Origin of the sequence: Falsiroseomonas tokyonensis, assembly GCF_019024325.1 — a bacterium.
Taxonomy (GTDB): Bacteria; Pseudomonadota; Alphaproteobacteria; order Acetobacterales; family Acetobacteraceae; genus Falsiroseomonas; species Falsiroseomonas tokyonensis.
This window is the reverse complement of the sequence record NZ_JAFNJS010000010.1, coordinates 102,129-124,635: the sequence shown is the minus strand read 5'-3', so window position 1 is coordinate 124,635 and position 22,507 is coordinate 102,129. Positions and strand designations below refer to the sequence as shown.

Here is a 22,507-nt window from a genome sequence, read left to right as displayed (position 1 = left end):
GGCGGGTTCTCCAGCAGGGACGAAAGCTCAGGCGGCTGCGTGCTTCTCGGCGCTCGTATCGACGATGCGCCCATCCTCCATCGCCACCACGCGGTCGGCGATATCCAGGATGCGCGGGTCGTGCGTCACCAGCAGGATCGGCACGCCGCGGGATTTCGCGAGGTTGCGCAGCAGCATCACCACCTCATGCCCGCTGGCCTTGTCGAGCGCCGCGGTGGGCTCGTCCGCCAGCACCAGCCCTGGCTCCGCGGCCAAGGCGCGCGCCACGGAGACGCGCTGGCGCTGCCCGCCCGAAAGCTGCGCCGGCAGTTTTTCCAGGTGATCGGCCAGCCCCACCTGAGTCAGAAGCTCGGCCGCACGGTCCAGCCGCTGGCGTTCGGACAGCCGCGCATCCATCTCCAGCGCCATCGCCACGTTCTGCCGCGCCGTGAGGAAGCCCAGCAGATTGTGGCTCTGGAAGATGAAGCCGATGCTGCGGCGCAGGCGCACGCGCGCGGCCTCGTTCGCGCCGCGCAGCTCCTGGCCCAGCACGCGGGCGCTGCCGTCCTGCATCGCGCGCAGCGCGCCGATCAGCGTCAGCAGCGTGGTCTTGCCGCTGCCGGAGGGACCGGTCAGCAGCACGATCTCGCCGGGCGCCACGGTCAAGTCCACGTCCCGCAGCACCGCCTTGCGCAGTTCGCCCTCGCCATAGGCGAAGGTGATGTCCCGAAGCTGGACGGGTGCGTCCATCAGAACATGTCCGCCGGATTGGCATCGCGCAGCTTGCGCATCGCCAGCAGCCCGGCCACCGCGCACATGGTGAAGATCATCGCGAAGACCGTGGTGGCACGCGGCACGTCCATCGCCAGCGGCAGGAAGGTGGCGCCGCCGACCACGTCATACAGCAGGGCGGAGACGATGAAGCCCGGGATGAATCCCGCCACCGCCAGGATCAGCGCGGCGCCCAGCACCACCTGTCCCAGGTAGAAGTTCGAATAGCCCATGGCCTTCAGCGTCGCATATTCCTTCAGATGGCCGGCGATGTCGCTGAACAGGATCTGGTAGACGATCACCATCCCGACGACCAAACCCATCAGGCTGCCGAAGGAGAAGATGAAGCCGATCGGCGTCGCCTCCTCCCAATAGGCGCGTTCATGCGCGTTCAGCTCCGCCTGGGTCAGCACCATGACATCCGGCGGCAGCACCGCGCGCAGCCGCTGCTGCACCGCCGCCACGTCGCTGCCCGGCCGCAGGCGGATTGCCACCAGGTCGATGGCCGAGACCAGTCTTTCCTTCACCACGCGCCGGAAATTCACGTCCGACAGCACGATATTGCCATCCGCGCCGAAGGAGGGCCCGATCTCCACAAGCCCCACCACCTGCATGTCCCGGTTGCCCACCTGCACATCGAAGGGCCCGCGCTCCTCCAGCAGCCGCGCCACGGCGCCGAATTCGGGGCGGGAGCGGACATCGAAGGCGATGGTATCGGCGCGCTTCAGCCTTTCGAGGATCGGCGCGAGGCCGGGGAAGTCCAGCACCCCCGCATCCGTGTCCACGCCGATCAGCTGGATGGCGCGGCGGGACCCGTTCTCCGGATTCCGCCAGGTGGCCTGGGCCAGGTAGATCGGCACGGTGCGCTCGACCTCCGGCAAAGCCAGGGCCTGGTAGGCGCGCACCCGTGGCATCGGCTCCGGCCGGAAGCTGGCCGTGGTCAGTGGATGCATCAGGAACAGGTCGCCGCGCATGGCGCCGATCAGCGCCGTGGCGCTGTCGAACAGCGCGGCGCGGAATCCCAGCTGCATGAAGACCAGCACGCAGGCGAACATCACGCCGGCGATGGCGGAGGCCAGCCGCGCCTTCTCCGACCATAATTGCCGCCAGGCCAGGCGCACCGCCAGCAGCGCGGCGGCGGCTGGCCCGGGTGCGCGGCGCTCGACCAGGGCGATGCCGCTCATGGCCGGATCGCCACCTGGACCTGCATATTGGACCGCCGCGCCAGCGCGGCCACGCCCTCCGCATCCAAAGTCAGCCGCACTTCCACCGTGCGGGCATCGACGGCGGCGACGGGATCCGTGCTGGCCTGGGTGGTGCGGCGCACCTGCCAGCCGATCTCGCGCACCCGGGCGGTGAAGCGACCCGGCTCGCCGGGCACGACAACCTCCGCCATCGCGCCGGGCCGCAGCCGGGGCAGGTCGGTCTCGAAGACCTCCGCCACCACGTCCATCGCGGTCAGGTCCGCCATCTCCAGCACGCCATCGCTGCCCACCGCCTCTCCGCTGCGGGCCAGCACGCGCAGCACGGTGCCATTGATCGGCGCGCGCAGCCGGGCCAGCGCGGCTTCGGCCCGGGCGCGGGTGACGGCGGCCTCGGCGGCGGCGAGCTCGGCCTCGGCCAGGGCCAGGTCCTCGGGACGCGGGCTGAGCAGCGTCTCCAGCGCCGCCTCGGCCTCGGCGCGTTCGGCGCGCGCGCGGTTGGCGGCGAAGCGGTTGCGCTCGGCGGTGGCCTCCGCCCCGGCGCCGCTGCGTTCCAGCCGCTCGGCGCGCTCTGCCTCACGCCGCGCGCTGGCCTCGGCATTGCGCAGCGCCTCGACACGGGCGCGCTGGGCGGCAACCTCGCTGGCGCGGCCGGCGGCGCGGGTGCGTTCCAGCCGCGCGCGGGCCTGGGCGAGCTGCGCCTCCGCCTGGGCCAGGGCGGCGTCCTTCAGCGTGGCGTCGTTGAATTCCGCCACCACCTGCCCCGCCTGCACCTGGTCGCCCTCCTCCACCAGCATCCGGGCGATGCGGGTGCCTTCCTGGCTATTGCCGGGGGCGAGGCGGCGGATGCGCGAGGCCGGCTCCACCCGCCCCAGCGCGCCGACACCGACGGGGCCGGCCGGGGCTGTGGCCGCAGGCGGCGGCGGCGGGGGCGCGGCGCCACCCAGCGCGAAATAGGCGCCACCCGCCGCCAGCAGCAGCGCGGCAGCCGCGATCAGCTTGCCGCGCCGGGTCATCGCGCCGGCTCCAGCAGGCGGGTCAGGGCCTGGCGAACCTCCGCCAGTTCCGCCGGTGTCATGCGATACAGGCCGAAGACATGCGACATGAAGAGCCCATCCGTGGCGCACATGATCGCCTGGCCAACCCCGGGCGACAGGCCATCGGCGGCGATGGCGGCGCGGATGCCGCCGATCAGCTCCCGCACCGGGTCGAGCAGCGCCGCATCGTGGTGGAAGGCGGCCAGGAAGACGGCGGCCGCGCGGTCCTGGTGTTCCTGGCCCGGCCCCGGATCATCGAAGGCCCAGCTCAGCATGGCACGCGCCACCCGCCCCGGCCCCTCCGGCGTCCGCGCCATCGCCTGCTCGAAATCCCCGGACATCGCCTGTGCCAGGCGGATCAGCAGGCCGGTCAGCAGCGCTTCCTTGCTGCCGAAGTGATAGAGCAGCCCGCCCTTGGAGACACCGGCCTTGCGCGCCGCGGCCTCCAGCGTCAGGGCCGGCACGCCGCGCGCCTGCACGATCGCCTCGGCGGCGTCGAGGATGCGGGTGCGAGCATCCGGGGGGGCGTTCGGGGGGCCATTCGGAGGGGTAGTGTCGGTCATGGCGGTTAACTGGACCGTCCGGACGGTTCGTCAACCGTCCAGACGGTGCAGTCAGAAAAATGTCATCCGGCGACGCCGGGCATGTGCCGCCGACGCAGCACATCGACGGTCGCCTGCGCCGTGCTGGCGGCGATGCCCAGGCGCTGCATGGCGAAATCGGCCATGCCGAGCGCGATCTCCCGCTCCCCCATCATCACCAGCCCGACCCCGCCCTCCGCCTCCAGCCAGGCGGCCTCGGTCTCCGAATGGCTGCGCACCACGGTCTGGATGGCGGGATTGGCCTGCCGCGCCAGGCGCAGCACCTCCCGCCCCTCCAGCGCGCCGGGCAGGGCCAGGATCAGGATGCGGGCGCGTTCCGGATGCGCGGCGGCCAGCACTTCGGGCCGCGTCGCATCGCCCCAGATGGTGGGGATGCCTTCCGCCGTCAGGCGCTCGGCGATGGCGCGATCCTCCTCCATCACGATCAGGGGCAGGTGGTGGCGGCGCAGCGCGCCGATGACGGTGGCGCCCACGCGCCCGGCGCCGACGACGATGGCGTGGCCTTCCAGCAGCGGCCAGGGAACCGGTGGCGGCGCCTGGCGCAGCGTGGCGGCCGGGCGGCGCGCGGCGCGGGCCGCCAGCCAGCGCTCGAAGGCGGGCGCCAGCGCATCGGCCGCCTTCAGCAGCAGGGGGGTGGCGATGATGCTGCCGATGGCGGCCATCAGCACCGGCCCGCGCACCAGCTCCGGCAGCAGGCCCTGGCGGATCGAGACCTCGGTCAGCAGGAAGGAGAATTCGCCGATCTGCGACAGGCCCGCCGCCACCAGCAGCGCGGTGCGCGCCGGCACGCCCAGCAGCAGCAGCAGCGCCAGCACGCTGCCGCCGATCGCCAGGATGACGGAGAGCGTGGCAGCCAGCGCCGCCAGCGGCGTGCCACCGACCTGGCTGAAGTCCAGCAGCAGGCCCACCGAGACGAAAAAGATGGCGGAGAAGATGCGCGTCAGCGGCGTCGCCTCCGCCGCCGCCTGGTGGCCGAGGTCACTTTCCCCCAGCAGCACGCCGGCGAAGAAGGCGCCCAGCGCAAAGGACACGCCGAACAGGGAGGAGGCGATGGCAGCCACGCCGAGCGCCGCGGCCAGCACGGCCAGGGTGAACAATTCGCGCGACCCGCCGCGGGCCACACGCGTCAGCGCCCAGGGCAGCGCCCGGCGGCCGACCAGCACCATCAGCAGCACGAAGGCCACCAGCGATAGCGCGGCCTTCCCCAGGCCGAGCAGCATGGCCGTGGCCCCGCCCCCTGGCCCGCCCCCTGGCCCGCCCCCCGCCCCGCCCGCCAGCGCCGGCAGCAGCACGAGCGCGAAGACCACGACCAGGTCCTGCATCACCAGCCAGCCGAGCGCGAGCCGCCCCGCCGCGCCGCCCAGCTTGCCGCGCTCCTCCAGCGCCTTGGTGGCGACTGCGGTGGAGGAGATGGCCAGCGCCAGGCCGAAGGCGAAGGAGATGCCCGGCGCCAGTCCCAGCAGCGCCTGGCCGACCAGCGCGCCGGCCAGCCCGGCCAGGGCGATCTGCGCCACCGCCCCCGGCACCGCCACCCGCCAGACCGCCAGCAGGTCGGCCGCCCGGAAATGCAGGCCAATGCTGAACAGCAGCAGCGCGACGCCGATTTCCGCCATGGCGCTGACCATGCCGCGTTCCGCCACCGCGCCGGGCAGGTAGGGGCCGATCAGCATGCCGGCGGCGATATAGCCGATCAGCGCCGGCAGCCGCAGCATGCGCGCCAGGGAACCCATGACGAAGGCAAGCAGGATGCAGGCGACGATCGTCGCCAGCATGGGATCGGGTCCGTGCGGCATGGCAACGCGTATAGCCCGGCCGGACGGCCTTGGAACAGTTGTCGCCGCGCCTGTGGCTTGCCACCATGGCAGGCGATGCGCGCGCCCGACCCTTCCGAGATGCATTTCGCCCGCGGCCGCATGCTGGCCTGGGACCCGCCGGCCCCCCGGCCGGATGCGCCGGCCCTGCTGCTGCTGCACGGCGCGGCCTGCGGCAGCTGGGTCTGGGCCGAGGGGTTCGGCGCCAGGCTGGCGGCCGCCGGCCATGCGGTCTTCGCCCCCGGCTTCAACCGCGGCACGCCGGACCGGCCCGCAGGCCTGGCCGACTACATGGCCGATGCGCGGGCGGCCATGGCGGCGCTGCATCGCCGCGTGGTGCTGGTGGGCCATTCGCTGGGCGGGCTGGTGGCGCAGCGGCTGCTGGACGCGCCGGAAGTCGCCGGCCTGGCCCTGCTGGCCCCCGCGCCGCCGGAAGGCCTCGCCTGGGCCAGTTGGCGCCTTGCCCTCGCCGATCCGCCACTCTGGCGCGCCGTGGCGCGGATGACGGAGCCGGGCGGCACGGTGGCGGAGGCTGCGCTGCTGCGCCGCGCCCTTTTCGGCCCCGGCATGGCGGAGGCAGTGGCGTTGCATCACCTGGCGCGGATGGGCGCCGAAAGCCGCCTGGCGCTGCTGGAAGCCCAGGCGCCGCAGCCGGTGCCGCCGGCCTGGGGCCTCGGCCGGCCGCTGGTGGTCTTCGGCGGAAGGCGCGACCCGCTGGTGCCGCCGGATGCCGTGGTGCGCACCGCCGCCTGGCACGCCGCGCCCTTCGCGCTGCTGGACGGGATGGGCCATGCGATGATGCTCGACCTGGGCTGGGAAGCCCTGGCGGATCGCCTGGCGGGATGGCTGGAGGAAACCTACAGGTGACGGAGACGGTTCTGGTGACCGGCGGCTCGGGCGGCATCGGCCGGGCCGTCGCGGAGCGTGCCGCGGCGGCGGGCTGGCGGGTGGCGAACCTCGACCTGCGCCCGCCCGCGGCCCCTCTACCCGCCGAGGACTTTCTTCAATGCGACTTCGCCGATCTGGCGGCGACGCGGGCGGTGCTGGCCGAGGTGGCCGCACGGCATGCGCCGACGCGGCTGGTGAACAATGTGGGCGTGGTGAAGCCCGCGGCGCTGGAGGAGACCTCGGTCGAGGATCTGGCCACTGTCATGGATGTCAACCTGCGCAGCGCGGTGCTGGCGGCGCAGGCGCTGCTGCCGGCCATGCGCGCGGCGGGCTTCGGGCGCATCGTCAACATCGCCTCCCGCGCCGCGCTGGGGAAGGAATTGCGTAGCGCCTATGGCGCCTCCAAGGCCGGGCTGATCGGGCTGGCACGGACCTGGGCGCTGGAACTGGCCGCCGATGGAATCACGGTGAACGCCATCGGGCCGGGCCCGATCGCGACCGAACTGTTCAAGCGCGCCAATCCCGACAACAGCCCACGCACCCGCGCGATCATCGAGGGCGTGCCGGTGAAGCGGCTCGGCACGCCGGAGGACGTGGCCAATGCTGTGCAGTTTTTCCTCGACGCGCGCAGCGGCTTCGTGACCGGCCAGGTGCTGTATGTCTGCGGCGGGCTGACGGTGGGCCTCGCGCCCATCTGAATCGTGTTCACGTTCCATGGCGCGTCGCAACGCCCGGCGGGCTGCGGCGATGATGCGCCGTCAGGCAGGATGGGACATGGCGATGCGGGTGGCGATGGTGGCGGCGGCGCTTTGCGCGCTGGCAGGCGTGGCGGCAGCCAAGTCGGCTCCGGAAACGGCCGCCGCCCTGTCGGTCTCTCCGCCCGCGGGTTACGAGGTGCGCCCCCTGCCCCCGCGACCGCCCTATGCCACCATCTTCGGCGTGCGCCGCCCCTCGGACAGGGACACCGGCTGCCAGGTCAGCTTCGCGGAGGATCCGGCGACGGCAAGCCTGAGCCAGGCCCAGCTGAACGAGGCGGTCCAGAATCCGGTCTGGCGCGATACGGCGATCCGCGCCATGTCGCCGATCTACGACATCCAGCATCAGGAAACCTACCGGCAGGGTGATCTGGTGGGCCTGCTACTGGAAGGCATGATCCGTCCAAGAGAGGGCCTGCCGGCGCGGGCGCAGGAAATCCGCACCCTCTTTGTCATCCTGCAGACGCCACGCGGCCGCACCAGCACGGTCTGCGTGGGCGAGGTGGCGGATTTTGCCACGCGTCGTGCGGAATTCCTGACCGTCGCACAGGGCGCCACGCCGCCCCGCTGATCGGACGCAGCCCCTTTTTCCGGGTGCAGGCTTCAGTCGCCGCGACGGCTCGCGGCGCTCAGCAGTTCCAGAAGGTCCAGCACGCGGCGGCGCCAGACCGGGTCGGGGATGGAGAGGAAAAGTTCGGTCAGCTGCAACTGCTCGGCGAACATCTTCGGCGATAGGCTGTCCGGACTGCCGCAGATGGCCAGCGATCCGCCAGGCAGCGTATCGCCCAGCAGGGCTTCCGGGCGCACCTTCAGCGCCTGCGCGATCTGCAGCAGCGTCCCGACCGCGACGCGGTTCGCGCCCTGCTCGTATTTCTGCACCTGCTGGAAGGTGACGCCCAGCTCCCGCGCCAGATCGGACTGGTTCATCTGCCGCAGCCGGCGCAGCTCGCGGATGCGCTGGCCGAGCCTGATATTGACCTGATCCGCCATGGCCCGCAGCGGATTCCGAACGACGCCGTTCGGCTCGGCTTGCAATGCGCTCACTTCACCGCCTCTCCCGTTGCCTGCATCGAACCCCAATCAGCGCAGTGCCGCCGATGGGATGGCGCGCCGGAAGCCTCACCTTGGCGAGGTGGACATCACAGCGGGCGAAGCAGCGCCCTGGCGGCGGCCCTGGGGCCGACGTCCTTGCGATGGCCGGCACGCAGCAAATGTCGAAGCGGATGATGATCCTTGATGCGGCAGAAATCCCGTTCAGATTTGTCAATCAATGTAAGGATGGCGCAGGCGCGCGCCGAGCCGCGCGCGAAAACCCGCGCGCGGCGATGGATTCAGCCGGCCAATTCGCGCCGCACGATCGCCGCGCCTTCGGCCAGCGCCTTCAGCTTCGCGAAGGCACGGCTGCGCGGAATATACTTCATGCCGCAATCGGGCGCGGGCACCAGCCGCTCCGCCGACACATGCCGCAGCCCGGCGCGGATCCGCTGCGCCACCGTCTCCGCCGTCTCCACCTCCTCCGTGCCGAGATCGAGCACGCCGAGCATGATGGTCTTGTTCGACAGTTCCGAGAGGATGCCGAGGTCGAGCTTCGGCTGCGCCGCCTCGATCGAGATCTGGCCGGCGAGCGAATCCGAAAGCTGCGGCAGGAAGGAATAGCCGGAGGGCTTTTCGGACACGACCGCCGCATAGCCGAAGCACAGATGCACCACCGTCGTGCCCGGCACGCCTTCCAGCGCGCGGTTGATCGCCTTCACGCCGTAGCGCTTCGCCTGTTCGGGCCGCGCCTGCAGCCAGGGCTCGTCGAGCTGGATGACATCGGCACCGGCGGCGACCAGGTCCTTCGCCTCGGCATTCACCACCTCGGCATAGGCCATGGCGAGCGCCTCCTCGTCCTTGTAGTGTTCGTCATGCGCCTGCATGGACAGGGTGAAGGGGCCGGGTAGCGTGATCTTCGCACCGCGCTCGGTATTGGCGCGCAGGAAATGCATGTCCCGCACCTCCACCGGATGGCGGCGACGCAGCGCGCCCACCACGCGCGGCACCGGCGTGGGCTTGCCCATGCGGCCCGTCACCATCGCCGGCGTGTCCACGTCCACGCCCTCCAGCGCCAGGGCGAAGCGGTTGGAGTAGCTCTCGCGGCGCATCTCGCCATCGGTGATGATGTCGATGCCGGCGCGTTCCATGTCGCGGATCGCGATCAGCGTCGCATCGTCCTGCGCCTGTTCCAGCGCATCCTCCGAGACGCGCCAGATCTCCTTCAGCCGCACGCGCGGCACCACGTTGTTCTTGCGGAGCACGGCCTGGTCCACCAGCCAGGCGGGTTGCGGATAGCTGCCGACGACGGTGGTCGGCAGCAGGGTCTTGGCATCGGCCATGGCGTTCTCTCCCTTTGGGCGTGACTCTTCAGGCGCGCGGCTGCGGGGCGGCTTCGGCGCGCCGGCCGCCGCGCTGAGAGGCATGCCGCTTCTCCAGCGCAACCCGCACGAATTCGCCGGTGGCGGCCAGGTGCTCGGACAGCAGCGCGGCGGCGCGGTCCGCGTCGCGGTCCAGCGCCGCCTCGGCGATGGCGGCATGTTCGGCGGCGACGTCGCGGCCCGGATAGGCCACGGCATTGGCCAGCGCGCGGTAGCGGTCCGCCTCCTCCCGCAGCCGGTCGCAGAAGGCCAGCAGCGGCGGCGCCTCGCAGGCCGCGATCAGCGCGTGGTGGAAGGCGCGATGCGCACTCTCCCAGGCCGGGTTACTGACGAAGCGCGCGGGATCGGTGGACCTTGGCAGCCGCGCCAGGCGGCGTTCGGCGGCGGCGAGCGCATCTTCCCAGGCGGCATCGCCGCGGGCGATGGATTCGCGCAGCGCCAGCGCCTCCGCCAGGCAGCGGCTGCGGATCAGCCCGGCGAAGCCCGCCGGGTCGGCATCCGCCACGCGGAAGCCGCGCTGCTCGATCCGCCGCGCCAGCCCCTCCGCCGCCAACTGGGCCAGCGCCTCCCGCAGCGGCGCGGGGCCGGCGCCGTAGTGACCGGCCAGTTCCTGCACCTTCAGCCGCAGCCCGGGCGCCAGGCGCCCCTCCAGTATGTCCGAGCGCAGCCGCCGATAGACGGCGGTGGCCTGGGTATCCGGCGATCCGTTCGGGCTGGTGGGGGCGAAGGACATTCGGATGCAGGATGGCGCCTGGCGCGGCGCACGACAAGAGCGTTAAAACACGTTGACTTTCCCATTTTATCGGGAAAACCTGCAGCCTTCGGAGGAAGTGATTCATGCGGCTTTTGACGTTCGAGGATGCGGGCAAGCCCCGTCTCGGCCTGCGCCTTGGCGCCGATGTGGTGGCGCTGGACGGGCTGGGCGGCGATGTGCCGGCCGATATGCCGGCGCTGCTGGCCAAGGGGGCGGACTACCTCGCCAGCCTCGCCGCGCGCGCCAAGGATGCGCCACGCCGCCCGCTCGCCGGCCTCACCCTGCTGCCGCCGGTGCCGGTGCCGGGCAAGATGATCTGCATCGGGCTGAACTATGCGCTGCACGCCAAGGAAGGCGGCAACCCGATCCCCGACTACCCGGCCGTCTTCATGCGCGGCGCCACCTCCCTCGTCGCGCACGACCAGCCGATGCTGCGCCCGCGCGCCAGCCAGAAGCTGGACTGGGAGGCGGAGCTCGCCATCGTCATCGGCCGCCGCGCGCGGCATGTGCGCGAGGCCGATGCGCTGTCCGTCATCGCCGGCTATGCCTGCTTCAACGAGGGCAGCGTGCGCGACTTCCAGCGCAAGTCCACGCAATGGACCGTCGGCAAGAATTTCGACCGCACCGGCGCCTTCGGGCCGGAGATCGTCACCGCGGATGAAGTCTCGCCCGGTGCCGACAACCTGCGGATCATGACGCGCCTGAACGGGGAGGTGATGCAGGACAGCACCACCGGCGACATGATCTTCAAGGTGCCGAAGCTGATCGCCATCCTGTCCGAGGTGATGACGCTGGAGCCCGGCGACGTGATCGCCACCGGCACGCCCTCCGGCGTCGGCTATGCCCGCAAGCCGCCGCGCTTCCTCGCCCCCGGCGATGTGGTGGAGGTGGAGATCGAAAGCCTCGGTGTGCTGCGCAACACGATCGAGGACGAGGCCTGACCCCATGGCCGGGCCCGTTGTCACGCTGAGCTTCGACAACGGGCCCGAACCCGAGGTGACGCCGCATGTGCTGGAAGTGCTGCGTCGCCACGGCATTGCTGCGACCTTCTTCGTCATCGGCAGCAAGCTGGTTGAACCGGCCCGCCTGGCGCTGGTGGAACGCGCCCATGCCGAGGGTCATTGGATCGGCAATCACAGCTTCACCCATTCCGGTCCGCTGGGCGAAAGGCAGGATGCCGGCCATGCGGAGGCCGAGATCGGCGCCACGCAGCGCCTGATCGGGCGGCTTGCGCATCCGGACCGGCTGTTTCGCCCCGTCGGCGGCGGCGGCCGGCTCGGCCCGCATCTGCTGAGCGCCGAGGCGCGCGACCACCTGGCCGCGCAGCGCCATACGGTGGTGCTCTGGTCCGCCGTGCCGGGCGACTGGCGCGACCCGGAGGGCTGGCCCGACATCGCTTTGGCGCAGTGCCTCGCCCAGCCGCGGCCTCTCCTGGTACTGCACGACCTGCCCGGCGGCGCCATGCGCCATCTCGACCGCTTCCTGCACCGCCTGGCCGACTCCGGCGCCAGTTTCCGGCAGGACCTGCCAGCATCCTGCCTGGTGATGCGGCGCGGCGTGGCGGAGCCGGGACTCGAAGACCATGTCACGCCCATCAGGGCCAAAGGAAACGTCACATGCTCCGCCGCATGATCAGCCGCCGCCAGCTTGCCGCCGGGGCGATGCTCGGCCTCGCCACGCCCGGGCTTGCAAGGGCGCAGGCCTGGCCGGCGCGGCCTTTGCGCCTGGTGGTCCCCTTCGCGGGCGGCACCACCACGGACCTGTTCGGCCGCGCCATCGCCAACCACCTGACCCAGGCGCTGGGCCAGACCGTGGTGGTGGACAATCGCAGCGGCGCCGGCGGGAATATCGCCGCCGCCGCCGTCGCGCGGGAAAGGCCGGATGGCTACACGCTGATCCTCGGCACCAGCGGCACGCATGGCGTGAATATGAGCCTCTATCGCGAACCCGGCTCCGATGCGGTGCGCGATTTCACGCCCGTGGTGCCCTTCGTCACCGCGCCGGTCGTGCTGGCGGTGCGGCCGGAACTCGGCGCAGCGGATTTCGCCGGGCTGCTGGAACTGGCAAAGCGCCGGCCGCTGACCTTCGCCTCCGCCGGCAATGGCACCACCGGGCATCTGTCCCAGGCGCTGCTGGATCTGCGCGCCGGGGTGCAGACCGTGCACGTGCCCTATCGCAGCGGCGCCCAGGCGGTGACGGACCTGCTCTCCGGCCAGGTGGATGCGATGTTCTACCACTACCTGCCGCTGATGCAGCATGTGCGGGAGGGCAAGCTGCGCGTGCTCGGCAGCACCGGCGCGCGGCGCACTTCCAACCTGCCGGATGTGGCGACGATGCAGGAGCTCGGCCTGCGCGACTTCGTCGTGGAGGGCTGGTGGGCCATCTACATGCCGGCGGGCGCGCCGCGCGAGATCGTCGACCGTATCAACGCCGCGACCAATGAATGGCTGCGCAAGCCCGAGGCGCTGGAGACGCTGCGCAACCAGGGCGTGGAACCGCTGGGCGGCACGCCGGAGGATCTGGCGACGCGCACCGCGGCCGAGGTGGCCAAGTGGCGCGACATCATCCGCGACGCACGGATCGAGCCGGGCTGAACGACATCATTCCGCAACCCGGGCGAGCACAACCTATCCGCCCACGTTGCGAGGACAGGAGGGACCGATGCAGGACATCGACGCCAAGGGAATCACCGATACCGTCATCGAGCAGATGGCCACCACGCCCGATCCGCGGCTACGCGAGATCATGGAGGCGGCGGTGCGCCACCTGCACGCCTTCGCGCGGGAGACGAACCTGACGCCGGACGAATGGCTGAAGGGCATCGCCTTCATGACCGCCGTCGGCCAGGCCTGCACGCCCTACCGGCAGGAGTTCATCCTGCTGTCGGACGTCATCGGCCTGTCGCGCCTGGTGAATGTGATGCACGACGCCAAGGGGCGGGAGGCCGCGGGCACCGAGACCAGCCTGCTCGGCCCCTTCTTCCGCGAGGGCGCGCCGCAGATCGAGCTCGGCGGCAGCCTGGTGACGATCGCCCATGCGCCGGAGATCATGATCTACGGCCAGGTCACCGACACTGCCGGCCGCGGCGTGCCGCATGCGCAAATGGATGTCTGGCAGACGAATGCGGAGGGCCACTACGACCTGCAGGCGCATGACCCCAGCGTGATGGACATGCGCGGCCAGCTGCGCACGGACGAGAATGGCCGCTTCCATTTCCGCACGGTGAAGCCGCTCGGCTATTCCATCCCGATGGATGGGCCGGTGGGCGACCTGGTGAAGCGCCAGGCGCGGCACGGCTACCGCCCGGCGCATATCCATGTGCTGATCTCGGCGCCCGAGCACCGGGAGCTGGTGACGGCGCTGTATTTCGCCGGCGACGCGCATGTGGACAGCGACACGGTCTTCGGCGTCTCGCAGTCCCTCGTCATCTCGCCGCGCGACGACCTGCCGGATGCGCCGGTCCCCGGCATGCCGAGCATCCGCTACGACTTCACCCTGTCGCGCGACACGGATGGGGCGGGCGGGCGCGTCGGCTCCGATCCGTCGAAGCTGGTGCCGGGCCGCGTCGGCTCCGACCCTTCCAAGCTGATGCCGGCGGGCTGATCGCCGTCTTGTACCAAGACGTCCAAGAACACGACCCAGGGAGGCAATGTCCATGATCATCCGCCGCGCCGTGGTGGCCGCTACCGCCGCGCTTGCGCTCGCCGTGCCCACCGCCCAGGCGCAGGAGGCGTTTCCGACGCGGCCCGTGCAGGTCGTGCTGCCCTATCCGCCGGGCAATGCGATCGACCTGCTGGTGCGGTCCCTCGCCGCAGCGATGACGCCGCAGCTGGGCCAGACCGTCGTCGTCATCAACCGCGACGGAGCGGCCGGCGCGGTGGGCTCGGCCTCCGTCGCGCGATCGGCGCCGGATGGCTATACGCTGCTCTTCGTGCCCGCGCTGGTCGCCTCCGTCCTGCCGGTGATCCAGCCGACCTCCGGGCTGCAGGCCAATTCCTTCCGGCCGATCTGCCAGGTGTTCAACAATTCCATGGCGCTGGTGGTCAAGCCGGACAGCCCCTTCCGCACGCTGTCCGACCTGCAGGCGGCGGCACGCGCGCGGCCGAGCCAGGTGACCTATGGCACGCTGGGCGTCACCTCCATCCCGCACCTCGCCATGGTGCAATGGGCGCAGGCGGCGAATGTGCAGGTGGAGCACGTGCCCTATCGCGCCGATGCGGCGGTGATGACGGAAGTGCTGTCCGGGCGCATCGATGTCGGCTCCATCGTCCTGGGCTCGGCGGCGGGGCGGAATGACCTGCGCGTGCTGGCGGTGTTCGACAGCCAGCGCCACCCGGATTTCCCGGACGCGCCGACCGCGGTGGAGCAGGGGTTCGAGGTGCTGCCGGCCAGCTTCGGCGGCTTGTTCGCGCCGGCCGCCACGCCGGCCGACCGCGTCGCCCGTATCGAGGCCGCCTGCGCCACGGCGGCGGCCAGCGACAGCTACCGCGCCGCCGCGCGCACCGGCAGCCAGCCCACCAACTTCTTCCTGAACCAGGCCGACTTCAGCCGCCGGGTGCAGCAGGATGTGGAGCAGAAGGCCGGGCTGCTGCGCGGGCTGACGCTGAACTGACAGGCACCGAAGCGGGCCAGCCTGGCTGGCCCGCAGCCGGCCCTGCTATTGCCCTGCTATTGCAGGCGTCGGGACAGCGACACGGCGTAGGTGCCGGTGCGCGCGTGCAGGGTCGGGTCGTCGCTGTATTCGACGCCGGGCGCGAGGTCGAGCGTCAGGAAGCTGATCGGGTCGCAGGCGCCGCCCGGGCCGGGGGCGACCTCCGTGACCGTCAGCCGCCCGACCACCGCGCGTGGCCGGTCATCCGGCCAGGCGATGGTTGGGTTGACCAGGTCGTCGCCGGGGCCCGCGAATTGCAGCACCATATCGAATTCCACCGGCGCGGCCGCGACCCGTCCGCGCAGCTCGTCGGCCAGGAAGTTGGCGGGACGGGTGCGCATCTCCTCCTCGGTCAGCCGCTGGACGCCGGCGCGCGGCTCGAAGACCCAGCGGACATGCCGCACCTCGCCATCGGCGCCGCGAAAGCGGAAGGCATTCACGCCCCAATAGGGCGTGGTGGCCCAGCTCGCCGGCGGCAGGGTGGCAGCGAGCCAGCGCGCCTGGAGCGTGGTGGCCGGATTGGCCGCCAGGAAGGCCGCGACCTTCTGTGGGTCGGGCTGGCCGGTCGCCGGGTCCGGACGCCGGGCCACAAGTCCGGCCACCATCGCCTCCGGCGTCGGCGCGCCGAAGATGGGGGCGGAGATATTCGCCATGTCCCAGATGTCGCCAGCCTGCGTCTCGAAGCGGATGGACAGGCTGCGCGTCGTCCGGCCGGTATCGGGCCCGGCCGGATTGCCGACCCCGACGCCGAAGCGGATGATCGTCGGCACGCGCTGCCCGTTGAAGACGGGCGCCACGGAAAAGCGGGCCCCCTCGGGCGTCGCGACGAAATGGCCGGCGGCGCAGGTGCCCTTGGCGTGGCTCGGGCGGCTGGTGCGGATCGGGCCGAGCACGCCTTCGAAGGCCTCGATGATGGCCTCGGCGGAGGGTGGCTCGGCACGGGCCTGCGGGCTGACGGCCAAGGCCGTTCCCAGCAGCGCCATGAAGGCGCAGGCGGCCGGCGCGACTCTCTGGAGCGAAGCTTTCATGGCAGGTTCCTCGGCAGCTTTTGCGGCGACGATCCGTTGCGTCGCCGCTGGGCCCGAGCATCCTTGGCGCAAACCCGGCTTGCAAGAACTTCTGTCGAGTCAGCCGGCCGGGAGGGCGGTCAGCCCGTCAGACGTGGAAACTCTCGCCGCAGCCGCAGCGGCCCTTCTCGTTCGGATTGGTGAAGGTGAAGCCGGCGGACATGGCCTTCACCTCGTAATCCATCACCGTGCCGATCAGGAACAGCGTCGCCTTGCGGTCGACCACCACGGTGACGCCCTTGTCGGTCACCACCTCATCCCCCGACCCCGGCCCGTCGACCCAGGACAGGTCATAGGCCATGCCGGAGCAGCCCTTGGTCTTCACCGCAATGCGCAAGGTCTTGCCGGCCTCGCCGGTGGCGTAGAGCCCGCGCAGCCGCTCCGCGGCGGCATCGGACAGCCCCATCAGCGGCGGCAGGGCGCGGCGTGGGCGGGCTTGGGTGGTTGTGCTCATCGCATGGCCTCCCTCAATACATGTTCAGCGCGAGGCGCGCGTCTTCGCTCATCCGGCTCTGGTCCCAGGGCGGATCCCAGACAACCTCGACCGTCACATCCGTCACGCCCGGCACGGCCCGCACCGCCTCCTCCGCCTGCACCGGCAGTTCCTGTGCCGAGGGGCAGGAGGGGGTGGTGAGCGTCATCTCCACCTTGACGTGCCCATCATCGCCGATCTCGACCGCATAGATCAGGCCGAGTTCGTAGATATCGACGGGGATCTCGGGGTCGAAGACCGTCTTGAGGACGGAAATCACGGCATCCTCGTTCACCCGCACCGGCGGCTCCGTGCCACCCTCGGGCGTCCAACTGCCATGCACCGGCGCATTCGGGGTCTCACTCACTGCTCGCCTCCTTCGCGCCGCCATCCAGCGCCGCGTTCAGCGTGTGCCAGGCCAGCGTCGCGCATTTCACGCGGCTCGGGAAGTCATGCACGCCGGAGAGCGGCGCCAGGCGCTCCATGTCCTCCGCGATGTCGCCGCCGCAGTCGGGGCAGACGCCCGTCATGGCCAGGGCGCGGAAATTCTCGCCCATCTTGCGCGCCTGGTCCTGCGTCTTGCCCTTGATCGTGTCCGTCATCAGCGAGGCGCTGGCCATGGAGATGGCGCAGCCGCGGCCCTGGAAGGCGGCCTCCTCGATATGGCCATCCTCGGCCAGCCTGACGAACAATTCCATGCGGTCGCCGCACATGGGGTTGTCGCCGCGCGCCGTGCGGTTGGCGTCCTCCAGCCGCTTGAAGTTCCGCGGCTTGCGGCCGTGGTCCAGGATGACCTCCTGGTACAGGTCGCGCAGATCGTCGAACAGGCCGCCGCTCATCGGAAGAACTCCCGCGCCTGGCCCAGCGCATCGGCCAGCAGATCGACCTCCGCCGGCGTGGTGTAGAGGCCGAAGGAGGCACGGCAGGTGCTCTCGACGTTGAAGCGCTGATGCAGCGGCTCGGCGCAATGGCGGCCGGAGCGCACGGCGATGCCGGCGCGATCCAGCAGCGTCGCCACGTCATGCGCATGGGCTGTGTCGATCGCGAAGGCGAAGACGCCGCCACGATCCTGCGCGCGGCCGAGCAGGGTCACGCCCTCGATCTGGGGCAGGCGGGCCATGGCGCGATCGACCAGCGCACGCTCATGCGCCTCGATCGCCGGCATGCCGATGGCCTCGACATAGTCGATCGCGGCGTGCAGGCCGATCGCTTCGATGATCGGCGGCGTGCCGGCCTCGAACTTCGCCGGATAGGGCGCCCAGACGGAGCGTTCGAAGGAGACTTCGGCGATCATGTCGCCGCCGCCGAGGAAGGGCGGCATCACCTCCTGCAGCGCGCCCTTGGCGTAGAGCACGCCGATGCCGGTCGGCCCGTACAGCTTGTGCCCGGTGAAGACATAGAAATCCGCGTCGATCTCGCGCACATCGACGCGCCGATGCACCGCCGCCTGGCTGCCATCGAACAGCACCTTCGCGCCGGCCTCATGCGCCATGCGCGCGATCTGCGCGGCAGGCGTGACGGTGCCGAGGACGTTGGACATGTGCGTGACCGCCACCAACCCGACCTTGCCGTCCGCCAGCTTGGCGGCGAGGTCATCCAGGTCCAGCTCGCCGCTGTCCGTGATCCGGCACACGCGCAGCTCGATGCCCACGGCGTCGCGCGCCATCTGCCAGGGCACGATATTCGCGTGGTGCTCCATCTCGGAAATCACCACCGCCTGCCCCGGCTTCATCACGCCGCGCCCATAGCTGTGCGCCACCAGGTTGATGGCGTTCGTGCTGCTGCCGGTGAAGACGATTTCCCGGGTATCACCAGCATTCAGGAAACGCGCCACGGCGCCGCGGGCGGCCTCATAGGCCTCGGTCGCCTGCTCGCTCATGTGGTAGGCGCCGCGATGGACATTGGCATAGGCCGTCTCCATCATCCGCACCATGGCGCCGATCACCTGCCGCGGCTTCTGGGCGGAGGCGCCGCTGTCGAGGAAGGTGAAGGCCTTGCCGCGCACCTTCTCCGACAGGATGGGGAAATCCGCGCGGATCGCGTCCAGATTCAGCGGCGGCGCCATGTGCCCGTCCATCACGCGGCCTCGATCCCACCCTGGATGCCCTGGCGCTGCCACCAGCCGGCGACGGCGCCCGTCAGTGCCTCGCGGATATGCTCATCCGCCACGGCCTCCACCGCCTCCGTCAGGAAGGCCTCGACCAGGATGGCCTTGGCCTGCTCCGCCGGAATGCCGCGGGAGCGCAGGAAGAAGATCTGCTCCGCATCCAGCTCCCCCACCGTAGCGCCGTGGCTGCACTTCACGTCGTCGGCGTAGATTTCCAGCTGCGGCTTGCTGTCGATCTCGGCTTCCGGCGAGAGCAGCAGCGCCTGGTTCATCTGGTAGCCATCGGTCTTCTGGGCGATCTGCCGCACCAGGATCTTGCCCTGGAACACGCCGCGCGACTTGCCCGAGAGCACCGTCTTGTAGGTCTGGCGGGAGGAACAGTCGGGCGCCGCATGGTCCAGCGCGGTCGTCGTATCCGCATGCTGCCCATCGGCCAGCAGCTGCACGCCGTTCATGTGGCACTCGGCCTTGGGGCCGCAGAGCGCGACATGGATCTCGTTGCGCGCCAGGCGGCTGCCCGCATTCATGGTGAAGTTGTCGTAGGTGCCGCCTTCCTGCACGCGGGCATAGACGGTGGACAGGAAGAAGGCCTCGCGCCCTTCCTGCTGCAGCCGGCCATGGTTCATCCGCGCGCCAGCGGCCACCTCGATCTCGAAGACCGGGTTGTGCAGGTAGCGCGCGCGCACCGGCCCGGCCGCCGTCTCGATCAGCGTCAGCGAGGCACCCTCGCCCAGCCGCACCAGGTGGCGCGGATGGAAGGCGGGCGCGCGCTCGCTCTCGGTGGCGAAGGAGACGAGATGCAGCACGCCGGCTGCCACGCCGTCCGGCACCGTCACCACCAGCCCATCCTCGAAGAGCATGCCGTTCAGCGCGGCTAGCGCCTGCTCCTCCGGCCGCACCAGCGCGCCGAGGCGCGTCTCCAGCGTCGGCAGCGCCCAGGCTAGGTTCTCGACCGTGTAGGACAGCCCCTCGAGGTTCGAGAGATCCGCGCGGAAGCGTCCATCGATGAAGACCGCGCGCGGGCCGGTCGCCGGCGGCAGGGCCAGCGCATCGTCCACGCCCGTCAGCGGCTCTCCGAAGACGCTGGTGTTGACAGCCGCGAGGTCCGTGTACTTCCACGCCTCAACGCGCCGTGTCGGAAAGCCCTGCGCCCGGAAGGCGGCGGCGCTGCGGTCACGCAGCGCCTCCACCCAGGGCAGCGACGCGCCGGGCAACCGCCCGCGCAGCCCCTCATGCCGCCCCAGGAAGGCGGCGGGCCCGGTGCCGTTCATCGCTGTCATGCCGCGGCCGCCTGGATCGCGCCGTAGCCGGAGGCTTCCAGCTCCTGCGCCAGCTCCGGCCCACCCGACTTCACGATGCGGCCGGCGGACAGGACATGCACCCGGTCCGGCACGATGTGATTCAGCAGCCGCTGGTAGTGCGTGATGACCAGCGCGGAGAAGGCCGGCCCGCGCAGGCTGTTCACCGTATCCGAGACCAGCTTCAGCGCATCGATGTCGAGGCCGCTATCGGTCTCGTCCAGCAGCGCCAGCTTCGGCGAGAGCAGCGCCATCTGCAGCATCTCGTTGCGCTTCTTCTCGCCGCCGGAGAAGCCGACATTCACCGGCCGCTTCAGCATGTCGTCCGGCATGTTCAGCACCTTCATGCGGGCGCGCGCCAGCTTGAGGAACTGGATGGCGTCGATCTCCGCCTCGCCCTTCGCACGGCGCACCGCGTTCAGCGCCGTGCGCAGGAAGTTGGCATTGCCCACGCCCGGCAGTTCCACCGGCGCCTGGAAGGCGAGGAACACACCGGCCACCGCACGCTCCTCCGGCTCCATCGCCAGCAGGTCGAGGTCACCGAAGGTCACGGAACCCTCCGTCACCTCGTAACCCTCGCGGCCCGCGAGCACGTAGCTGAGCGTGGACTTGCCCGAGCCGTTTGGCCCCATGATGGCGTGGATCTCACCCGCCGGGATGGTCAGGTTCAGCCCGTTCAGGATCTGCTTGCCGTCGATGCTGGCGTGCAGGTTTTCAATTTTCAGCATGATTTAGCCCACCGAACCTTCGAGACTGATCTGCAGCAGCTTCTGCGCTTCCACGGCGAATTCCATCGGCAGCTCCTTCAGCACCTCGCGGCAGAAGCCGTTGACGATCATGCCAACCGCATCTTCCTGCGACAGGCCGCGGGAGCGGCAGTAGAAGAGCTGGTCCTCCGCAATCCGGCTTGTGGTCGCCTCATGCTCCACCTTCGCCGTCATGCAGCGGTTCTCGATATACGGCACGGTATGCGCGCCGCACTGGTCGCCAATCAGCAGGCTGTCGCACTGCGTGAAGTTGCGCGCGCCGGACGCCTTCGGGCTGATCTTCACCAGGCCGCGATAGGTGTTCTGCCCACGCCCCGCGCTGATGCCCTTGCTCACGATCGTGCTGCGCGTGCGCTGGCCGATGTGGAACATCTTCGTGCCGGTATCGGCCTGCTGGCGGTTGTTGGTGATCGCCACCGAATAGAACTCGCCGACGCTGTCATCGCCGATCAGCAGGCAGGACGGGTACTTCCAGGTGATCGCGCTGCCGGTCTCCACCTGCGTCCAGGACACCTTGCTGCGCTTGCCGCGGCAGGCCGCGCGCTTGGTGACGAAGTTGTAGATGCCGCCCTTCCCCTCGGCATCGCCGGGGTACCAGTTCTGCACCGTGCTGTACTTGATGGACGCGTCATCCAGCGCCACCAGCTCGACCACCGCCGCGTGCAGCTGGTTCTCGTCGCGCATCGGCGCCGTGCAGCCCTCGAGGTAGCTGACCGTGCTGCCCTCATCCGCGATGATCAGCGTGCGCTCGAACTGCCCCGTGCTCTTCGCATTGATGCGGAAGTAGGTGGATAGCTCCATCGGGCAGCGAACGCCCTTCGGGATATAAACAAAACTGCCATCGGTGAAGACGGCGCTGTTCAGCGCGGCGTAGTAGTTGTCGCCCTGCGGCACCACCGAACCGAGATACTCCCGCACCAGCTCGGGATGCGTGTGCACCGCCTCGCTGATCGCGCAGAAGATGATCCCGTCCTTCGCCAGCCGCTCCTTGTAGGAGGTGGCGACGGAGACGCTGTCGAAGACCGCATCCACCGCGATCGGCATGCGCCCGCCTTCGGAGGGGCTGTCACCCGCGCCCTCGACGCCGGCCAGGATCGCCTGCTCCTTCAGCGGAATGCCGAGCTTGGCATAGGTCTTCAGCAGCTCGGGATCGACCTCGTCCAGCGACTTCGGGCCCTGCTTCGGCGCGGCGTAGTAGTAGGCGTCCTGGAAGTCGATCGGCGGATGCGACACGGCGGCCCAATGCGGAACCTCCATGGTCAGCCAGTGCCGATAGGCCTTCAGCCGCCATTCCAGCAGCCAGGCCGGCTCCTTCTTCTTCGCGCTGATGAAGCGCACGATGTCCTCGCTGAGCCCCTTGGGCGCGAAGTCCATCTCGATATCGGTCTCGAAGCCCCACTTGTACCCGCCGTCGGCGACGGACTGGACGGCTTCGATGGTCTCGGTGACGGCGGCCATATCGGCTGATCCTACTCGGCGACGAGAACGGGCTGCAGGGCGGCAGCGCGGCGGGGAACGGGCGGGGAGGCGATCTCGCTGACCATGATGGCCGAGAGTGCGCCGCGGATGGCGGAATTGACCGGGTCCCAGCGGCCGCGCACGGGGCAGGTCTGCTCCGCCTCGCACAGCCCGAACCCGCCATCGACGCAGGCGGTCAGCGCGATCGGGCCATCAATGGCCACGATCACCTCCGACAGGCCGAGCGAGGACAGCGGCCGCAGCAGCCGGTAGCCGCCGCGCGCGCCGCGCAACCCCTCGACAATCCCGGCCTGGGACAGCATCTTCAGCACCTTGGCGACCGTGGGCTCGGCGATGCCGGTGCCGGCGGCCAGGCCTGGCGCGGTCTGCACCCCGCCTTCCGCCTCAAGGCGCGAAAGCACCACCACGGCGTAGTCGGTGAATTTCGAGACCCGCAGCACGAGGCGGAAGCTC

25 protein-coding genes are annotated in these 22,507 nt (G+C 70.5%); 8 read left to right on the top strand and 17 right to left on the bottom strand.

Annotated features, from left to right (window positions below):
• Window positions 1–27 precede the first annotated feature (27 nt).
• From J3S20_RS25520 to J3S20_RS25500, 5 genes are all read right to left on the bottom strand, one after another.
• Complete coding sequence (locus J3S20_RS25520) at window positions 28–729, bottom strand: ATP-binding cassette domain-containing protein (protein WP_216839739.1); 702 nt, start codon at window positions 727–729, stop codon at window positions 28–30.
• The gene (gene devC / locus J3S20_RS25515; protein ID WP_216839738.1) at window positions 729–1,934 is read right to left on the bottom strand and encodes an ABC transporter permease DevC; all 1,206 of its coding nucleotides are present in this window, start codon (window positions 1,932–1,934) and stop codon (window positions 729–731) included. Before devC ends, J3S20_RS25520 begins: the two co-directional genes overlap by 1 nt.
• Entirely contained in the window at window positions 1,931–2,968 is a 1,038-nt protein-coding gene (locus J3S20_RS25510; RefSeq protein ID WP_216839737.1) for an efflux RND transporter periplasmic adaptor subunit, read from the bottom strand. The genes devC and J3S20_RS25510 overlap by 4 nt, the downstream gene beginning before the upstream one ends.
• A complete protein-coding gene (locus J3S20_RS25505; RefSeq protein WP_216839736.1) occupies window positions 2,965–3,552 on the bottom strand; it encodes a TetR/AcrR family transcriptional regulator in 588 nt (195 codons plus the stop codon). The genes J3S20_RS25510 and J3S20_RS25505 overlap by 4 nt, the downstream gene beginning before the upstream one ends.
• Window positions 3,553–3,614: 62 nt before the next feature.
• Window positions 3,615–5,363 (bottom strand): cation:proton antiporter, encoded by a 1,749-nt coding sequence (locus tag J3S20_RS25500; RefSeq protein ID WP_216839735.1) that lies wholly within the window; start codon window positions 5,361–5,363, stop codon window positions 3,615–3,617.
• Between the two features lie 96 nt (window positions 5,364–5,459).
• Between J3S20_RS25500 and J3S20_RS25495 the strand changes: the two genes are divergently transcribed.
• The 3 genes from J3S20_RS25495 to J3S20_RS25485 are packed head-to-tail and all read left to right on the top strand — an operon-like array spanning window position 5,460 to window position 7,616.
• The gene (locus J3S20_RS25495) at window positions 5,460–6,269 is read left to right on the top strand and encodes an alpha/beta hydrolase (RefSeq protein WP_216839734.1); all 810 of its coding nucleotides are present in this window, start codon (window positions 5,460–5,462) and stop codon (window positions 6,267–6,269) included.
• Complete coding sequence (locus J3S20_RS25490) at window positions 6,266–6,988, top strand: SDR family oxidoreductase (protein ID WP_343215303.1); 723 nt, start codon at window positions 6,266–6,268, stop codon at window positions 6,986–6,988. Before J3S20_RS25495 ends, J3S20_RS25490 begins: the two co-directional genes overlap by 4 nt.
• A 16-nt stretch (window positions 6,989–7,004) precedes the next feature.
• A complete protein-coding gene (locus J3S20_RS25485; RefSeq protein ID WP_216839732.1) occupies window positions 7,005–7,616 on the top strand; it encodes a hypothetical protein in 612 nt (203 codons plus the stop codon).
• 32 nt (window positions 7,617–7,648) lie between these two features.
• On the opposite strand, the gene J3S20_RS25480 is transcribed toward J3S20_RS25485, so the two are convergent.
• The 3 genes from J3S20_RS25480 to J3S20_RS25470 all read right to left on the bottom strand — a co-directional run bounded on the left by J3S20_RS25480 (window position 7,649) and on the right by J3S20_RS25470 (window position 10,192).
• On the bottom strand, window positions 7,649–8,089 hold the full coding sequence (locus tag J3S20_RS25480) for a helix-turn-helix domain-containing protein (RefSeq protein ID WP_216839731.1): 441 nt from the start codon (window positions 8,087–8,089) through the stop codon (window positions 7,649–7,651).
• Window positions 8,090–8,376: 287 nt separating this feature from the next.
• Window positions 8,377–9,420 carry a uroporphyrinogen decarboxylase/cobalamine-independent methonine synthase family protein gene (locus J3S20_RS25475; protein ID WP_216839730.1) on the bottom strand — a complete coding sequence of 348 codons (1,044 nt, stop codon included), beginning with the start codon at window positions 9,418–9,420 and terminating at the stop codon, window positions 8,377–8,379.
• Window positions 9,421–9,448: 28 nt separating this feature from the next.
• The gene (locus J3S20_RS25470; RefSeq protein WP_216839729.1) at window positions 9,449–10,192 is read right to left on the bottom strand and encodes a GntR family transcriptional regulator; all 744 of its coding nucleotides are present in this window, start codon (window positions 10,190–10,192) and stop codon (window positions 9,449–9,451) included.
• Between the two features lie 104 nt (window positions 10,193–10,296).
• On the opposite strand from J3S20_RS25470, the gene J3S20_RS25465 reads away from it, so the two are divergent.
• The 5 genes from J3S20_RS25465 (at window position 10,297) to J3S20_RS25445 (ending at window position 14,825) form a co-directional block, all read left to right on the top strand.
• On the top strand, window positions 10,297–11,154 hold the full coding sequence (locus J3S20_RS25465) for a fumarylacetoacetate hydrolase family protein (protein WP_216839728.1): 858 nt from the start codon (window positions 10,297–10,299) through the stop codon (window positions 11,152–11,154).
• A gap of 4 nt (window positions 11,155–11,158) precedes the next feature.
• Window positions 11,159–11,845: a polysaccharide deacetylase family protein gene (locus J3S20_RS25460; RefSeq protein ID WP_216839727.1), complete on the top strand. Its 687-nt coding sequence runs from the start codon at window positions 11,159–11,161 to the stop codon at window positions 11,843–11,845.
• Entirely contained in the window at window positions 11,830–12,807 is a 978-nt protein-coding gene (locus J3S20_RS25455; protein ID WP_216839726.1) for a Bug family tripartite tricarboxylate transporter substrate binding protein, read from the top strand. The genes J3S20_RS25460 and J3S20_RS25455 overlap by 16 nt, the downstream gene beginning before the upstream one ends.
• A gap of 67 nt (window positions 12,808–12,874) precedes the next feature.
• Window positions 12,875–13,816, top strand: a complete 942-nt coding sequence (locus J3S20_RS25450; RefSeq protein ID WP_216839725.1) for a dioxygenase family protein — start codon at window positions 12,875–12,877, stop codon at window positions 13,814–13,816.
• Window positions 13,817–13,868: 52 nt separating this feature from the next.
• On the top strand, window positions 13,869–14,825 hold the full coding sequence (locus J3S20_RS25445) for a tripartite tricarboxylate transporter substrate binding protein (RefSeq protein ID WP_216839724.1): 957 nt from the start codon (window positions 13,869–13,871) through the stop codon (window positions 14,823–14,825).
• Between the two features lie 56 nt (window positions 14,826–14,881).
• Here the strand turns inward: J3S20_RS25445 and J3S20_RS25440 are convergent, their stop codons facing one another.
• From J3S20_RS25440 to J3S20_RS25400, 9 genes are all read right to left on the bottom strand, one after another.
• Entirely contained in the window at window positions 14,882–15,892 is a 1,011-nt protein-coding gene (locus J3S20_RS25440; protein ID WP_216839723.1) for a catalase family peroxidase, read from the bottom strand.
• 127 nt (window positions 15,893–16,019) lie between these two features.
• Window positions 16,020–16,385: a HesB/IscA family protein gene (locus J3S20_RS25435; RefSeq protein WP_216839722.1), complete on the bottom strand. Its 366-nt coding sequence runs from the start codon at window positions 16,383–16,385 to the stop codon at window positions 16,020–16,022.
• 13 nt (window positions 16,386–16,398) lie between these two features.
• Window positions 16,399–16,794 (bottom strand): SUF system Fe-S cluster assembly protein, encoded by a 396-nt coding sequence (locus tag J3S20_RS25430; protein ID WP_216839721.1) that lies wholly within the window; start codon window positions 16,792–16,794, stop codon window positions 16,399–16,401.
• A complete protein-coding gene (gene sufU, locus J3S20_RS25425; RefSeq protein ID WP_456305710.1) occupies window positions 16,763–17,242 on the bottom strand; it encodes a Fe-S cluster assembly sulfur transfer protein SufU in 480 nt (159 codons plus the stop codon). Before sufU ends, J3S20_RS25430 begins: the two co-directional genes overlap by 32 nt.
• Window positions 17,239–18,468 carry an aminotransferase class V-fold PLP-dependent enzyme gene (locus tag J3S20_RS25420; RefSeq protein WP_379793834.1) on the bottom strand — a complete coding sequence of 410 codons (1,230 nt, stop codon included), beginning with the start codon at window positions 18,466–18,468 and terminating at the stop codon, window positions 17,239–17,241. The genes sufU and J3S20_RS25420 overlap by 4 nt, the downstream gene beginning before the upstream one ends.
• Before the next feature lie 11 nt (window positions 18,469–18,479).
• Window positions 18,480–19,790 (bottom strand): Fe-S cluster assembly protein SufD, encoded by a 1,311-nt coding sequence (gene sufD / locus J3S20_RS25415; protein WP_216839720.1) that lies wholly within the window; start codon window positions 19,788–19,790, stop codon window positions 18,480–18,482.
• A complete protein-coding gene (gene sufC, locus J3S20_RS25410; protein ID WP_216839719.1) occupies window positions 19,787–20,536 on the bottom strand; it encodes a Fe-S cluster assembly ATPase SufC in 750 nt (249 codons plus the stop codon). The genes sufD and sufC overlap by 4 nt, the downstream gene beginning before the upstream one ends.
• 3 nt (window positions 20,537–20,539) lie before the next feature.
• Window positions 20,540–22,033 (bottom strand): Fe-S cluster assembly protein SufB, encoded by a 1,494-nt coding sequence (gene sufB, locus J3S20_RS25405; RefSeq protein WP_216839718.1) that lies wholly within the window; start codon window positions 22,031–22,033, stop codon window positions 20,540–20,542.
• An 11-nt stretch (window positions 22,034–22,044) separates the two neighbouring features.
• Window positions 22,045–22,494: an SUF system Fe-S cluster assembly regulator gene (locus J3S20_RS25400; RefSeq protein WP_216839717.1), complete on the bottom strand. Its 450-nt coding sequence runs from the start codon at window positions 22,492–22,494 to the stop codon at window positions 22,045–22,047.
• Between the last annotated feature and the right edge of the window lie 13 nt (window positions 22,495–22,507).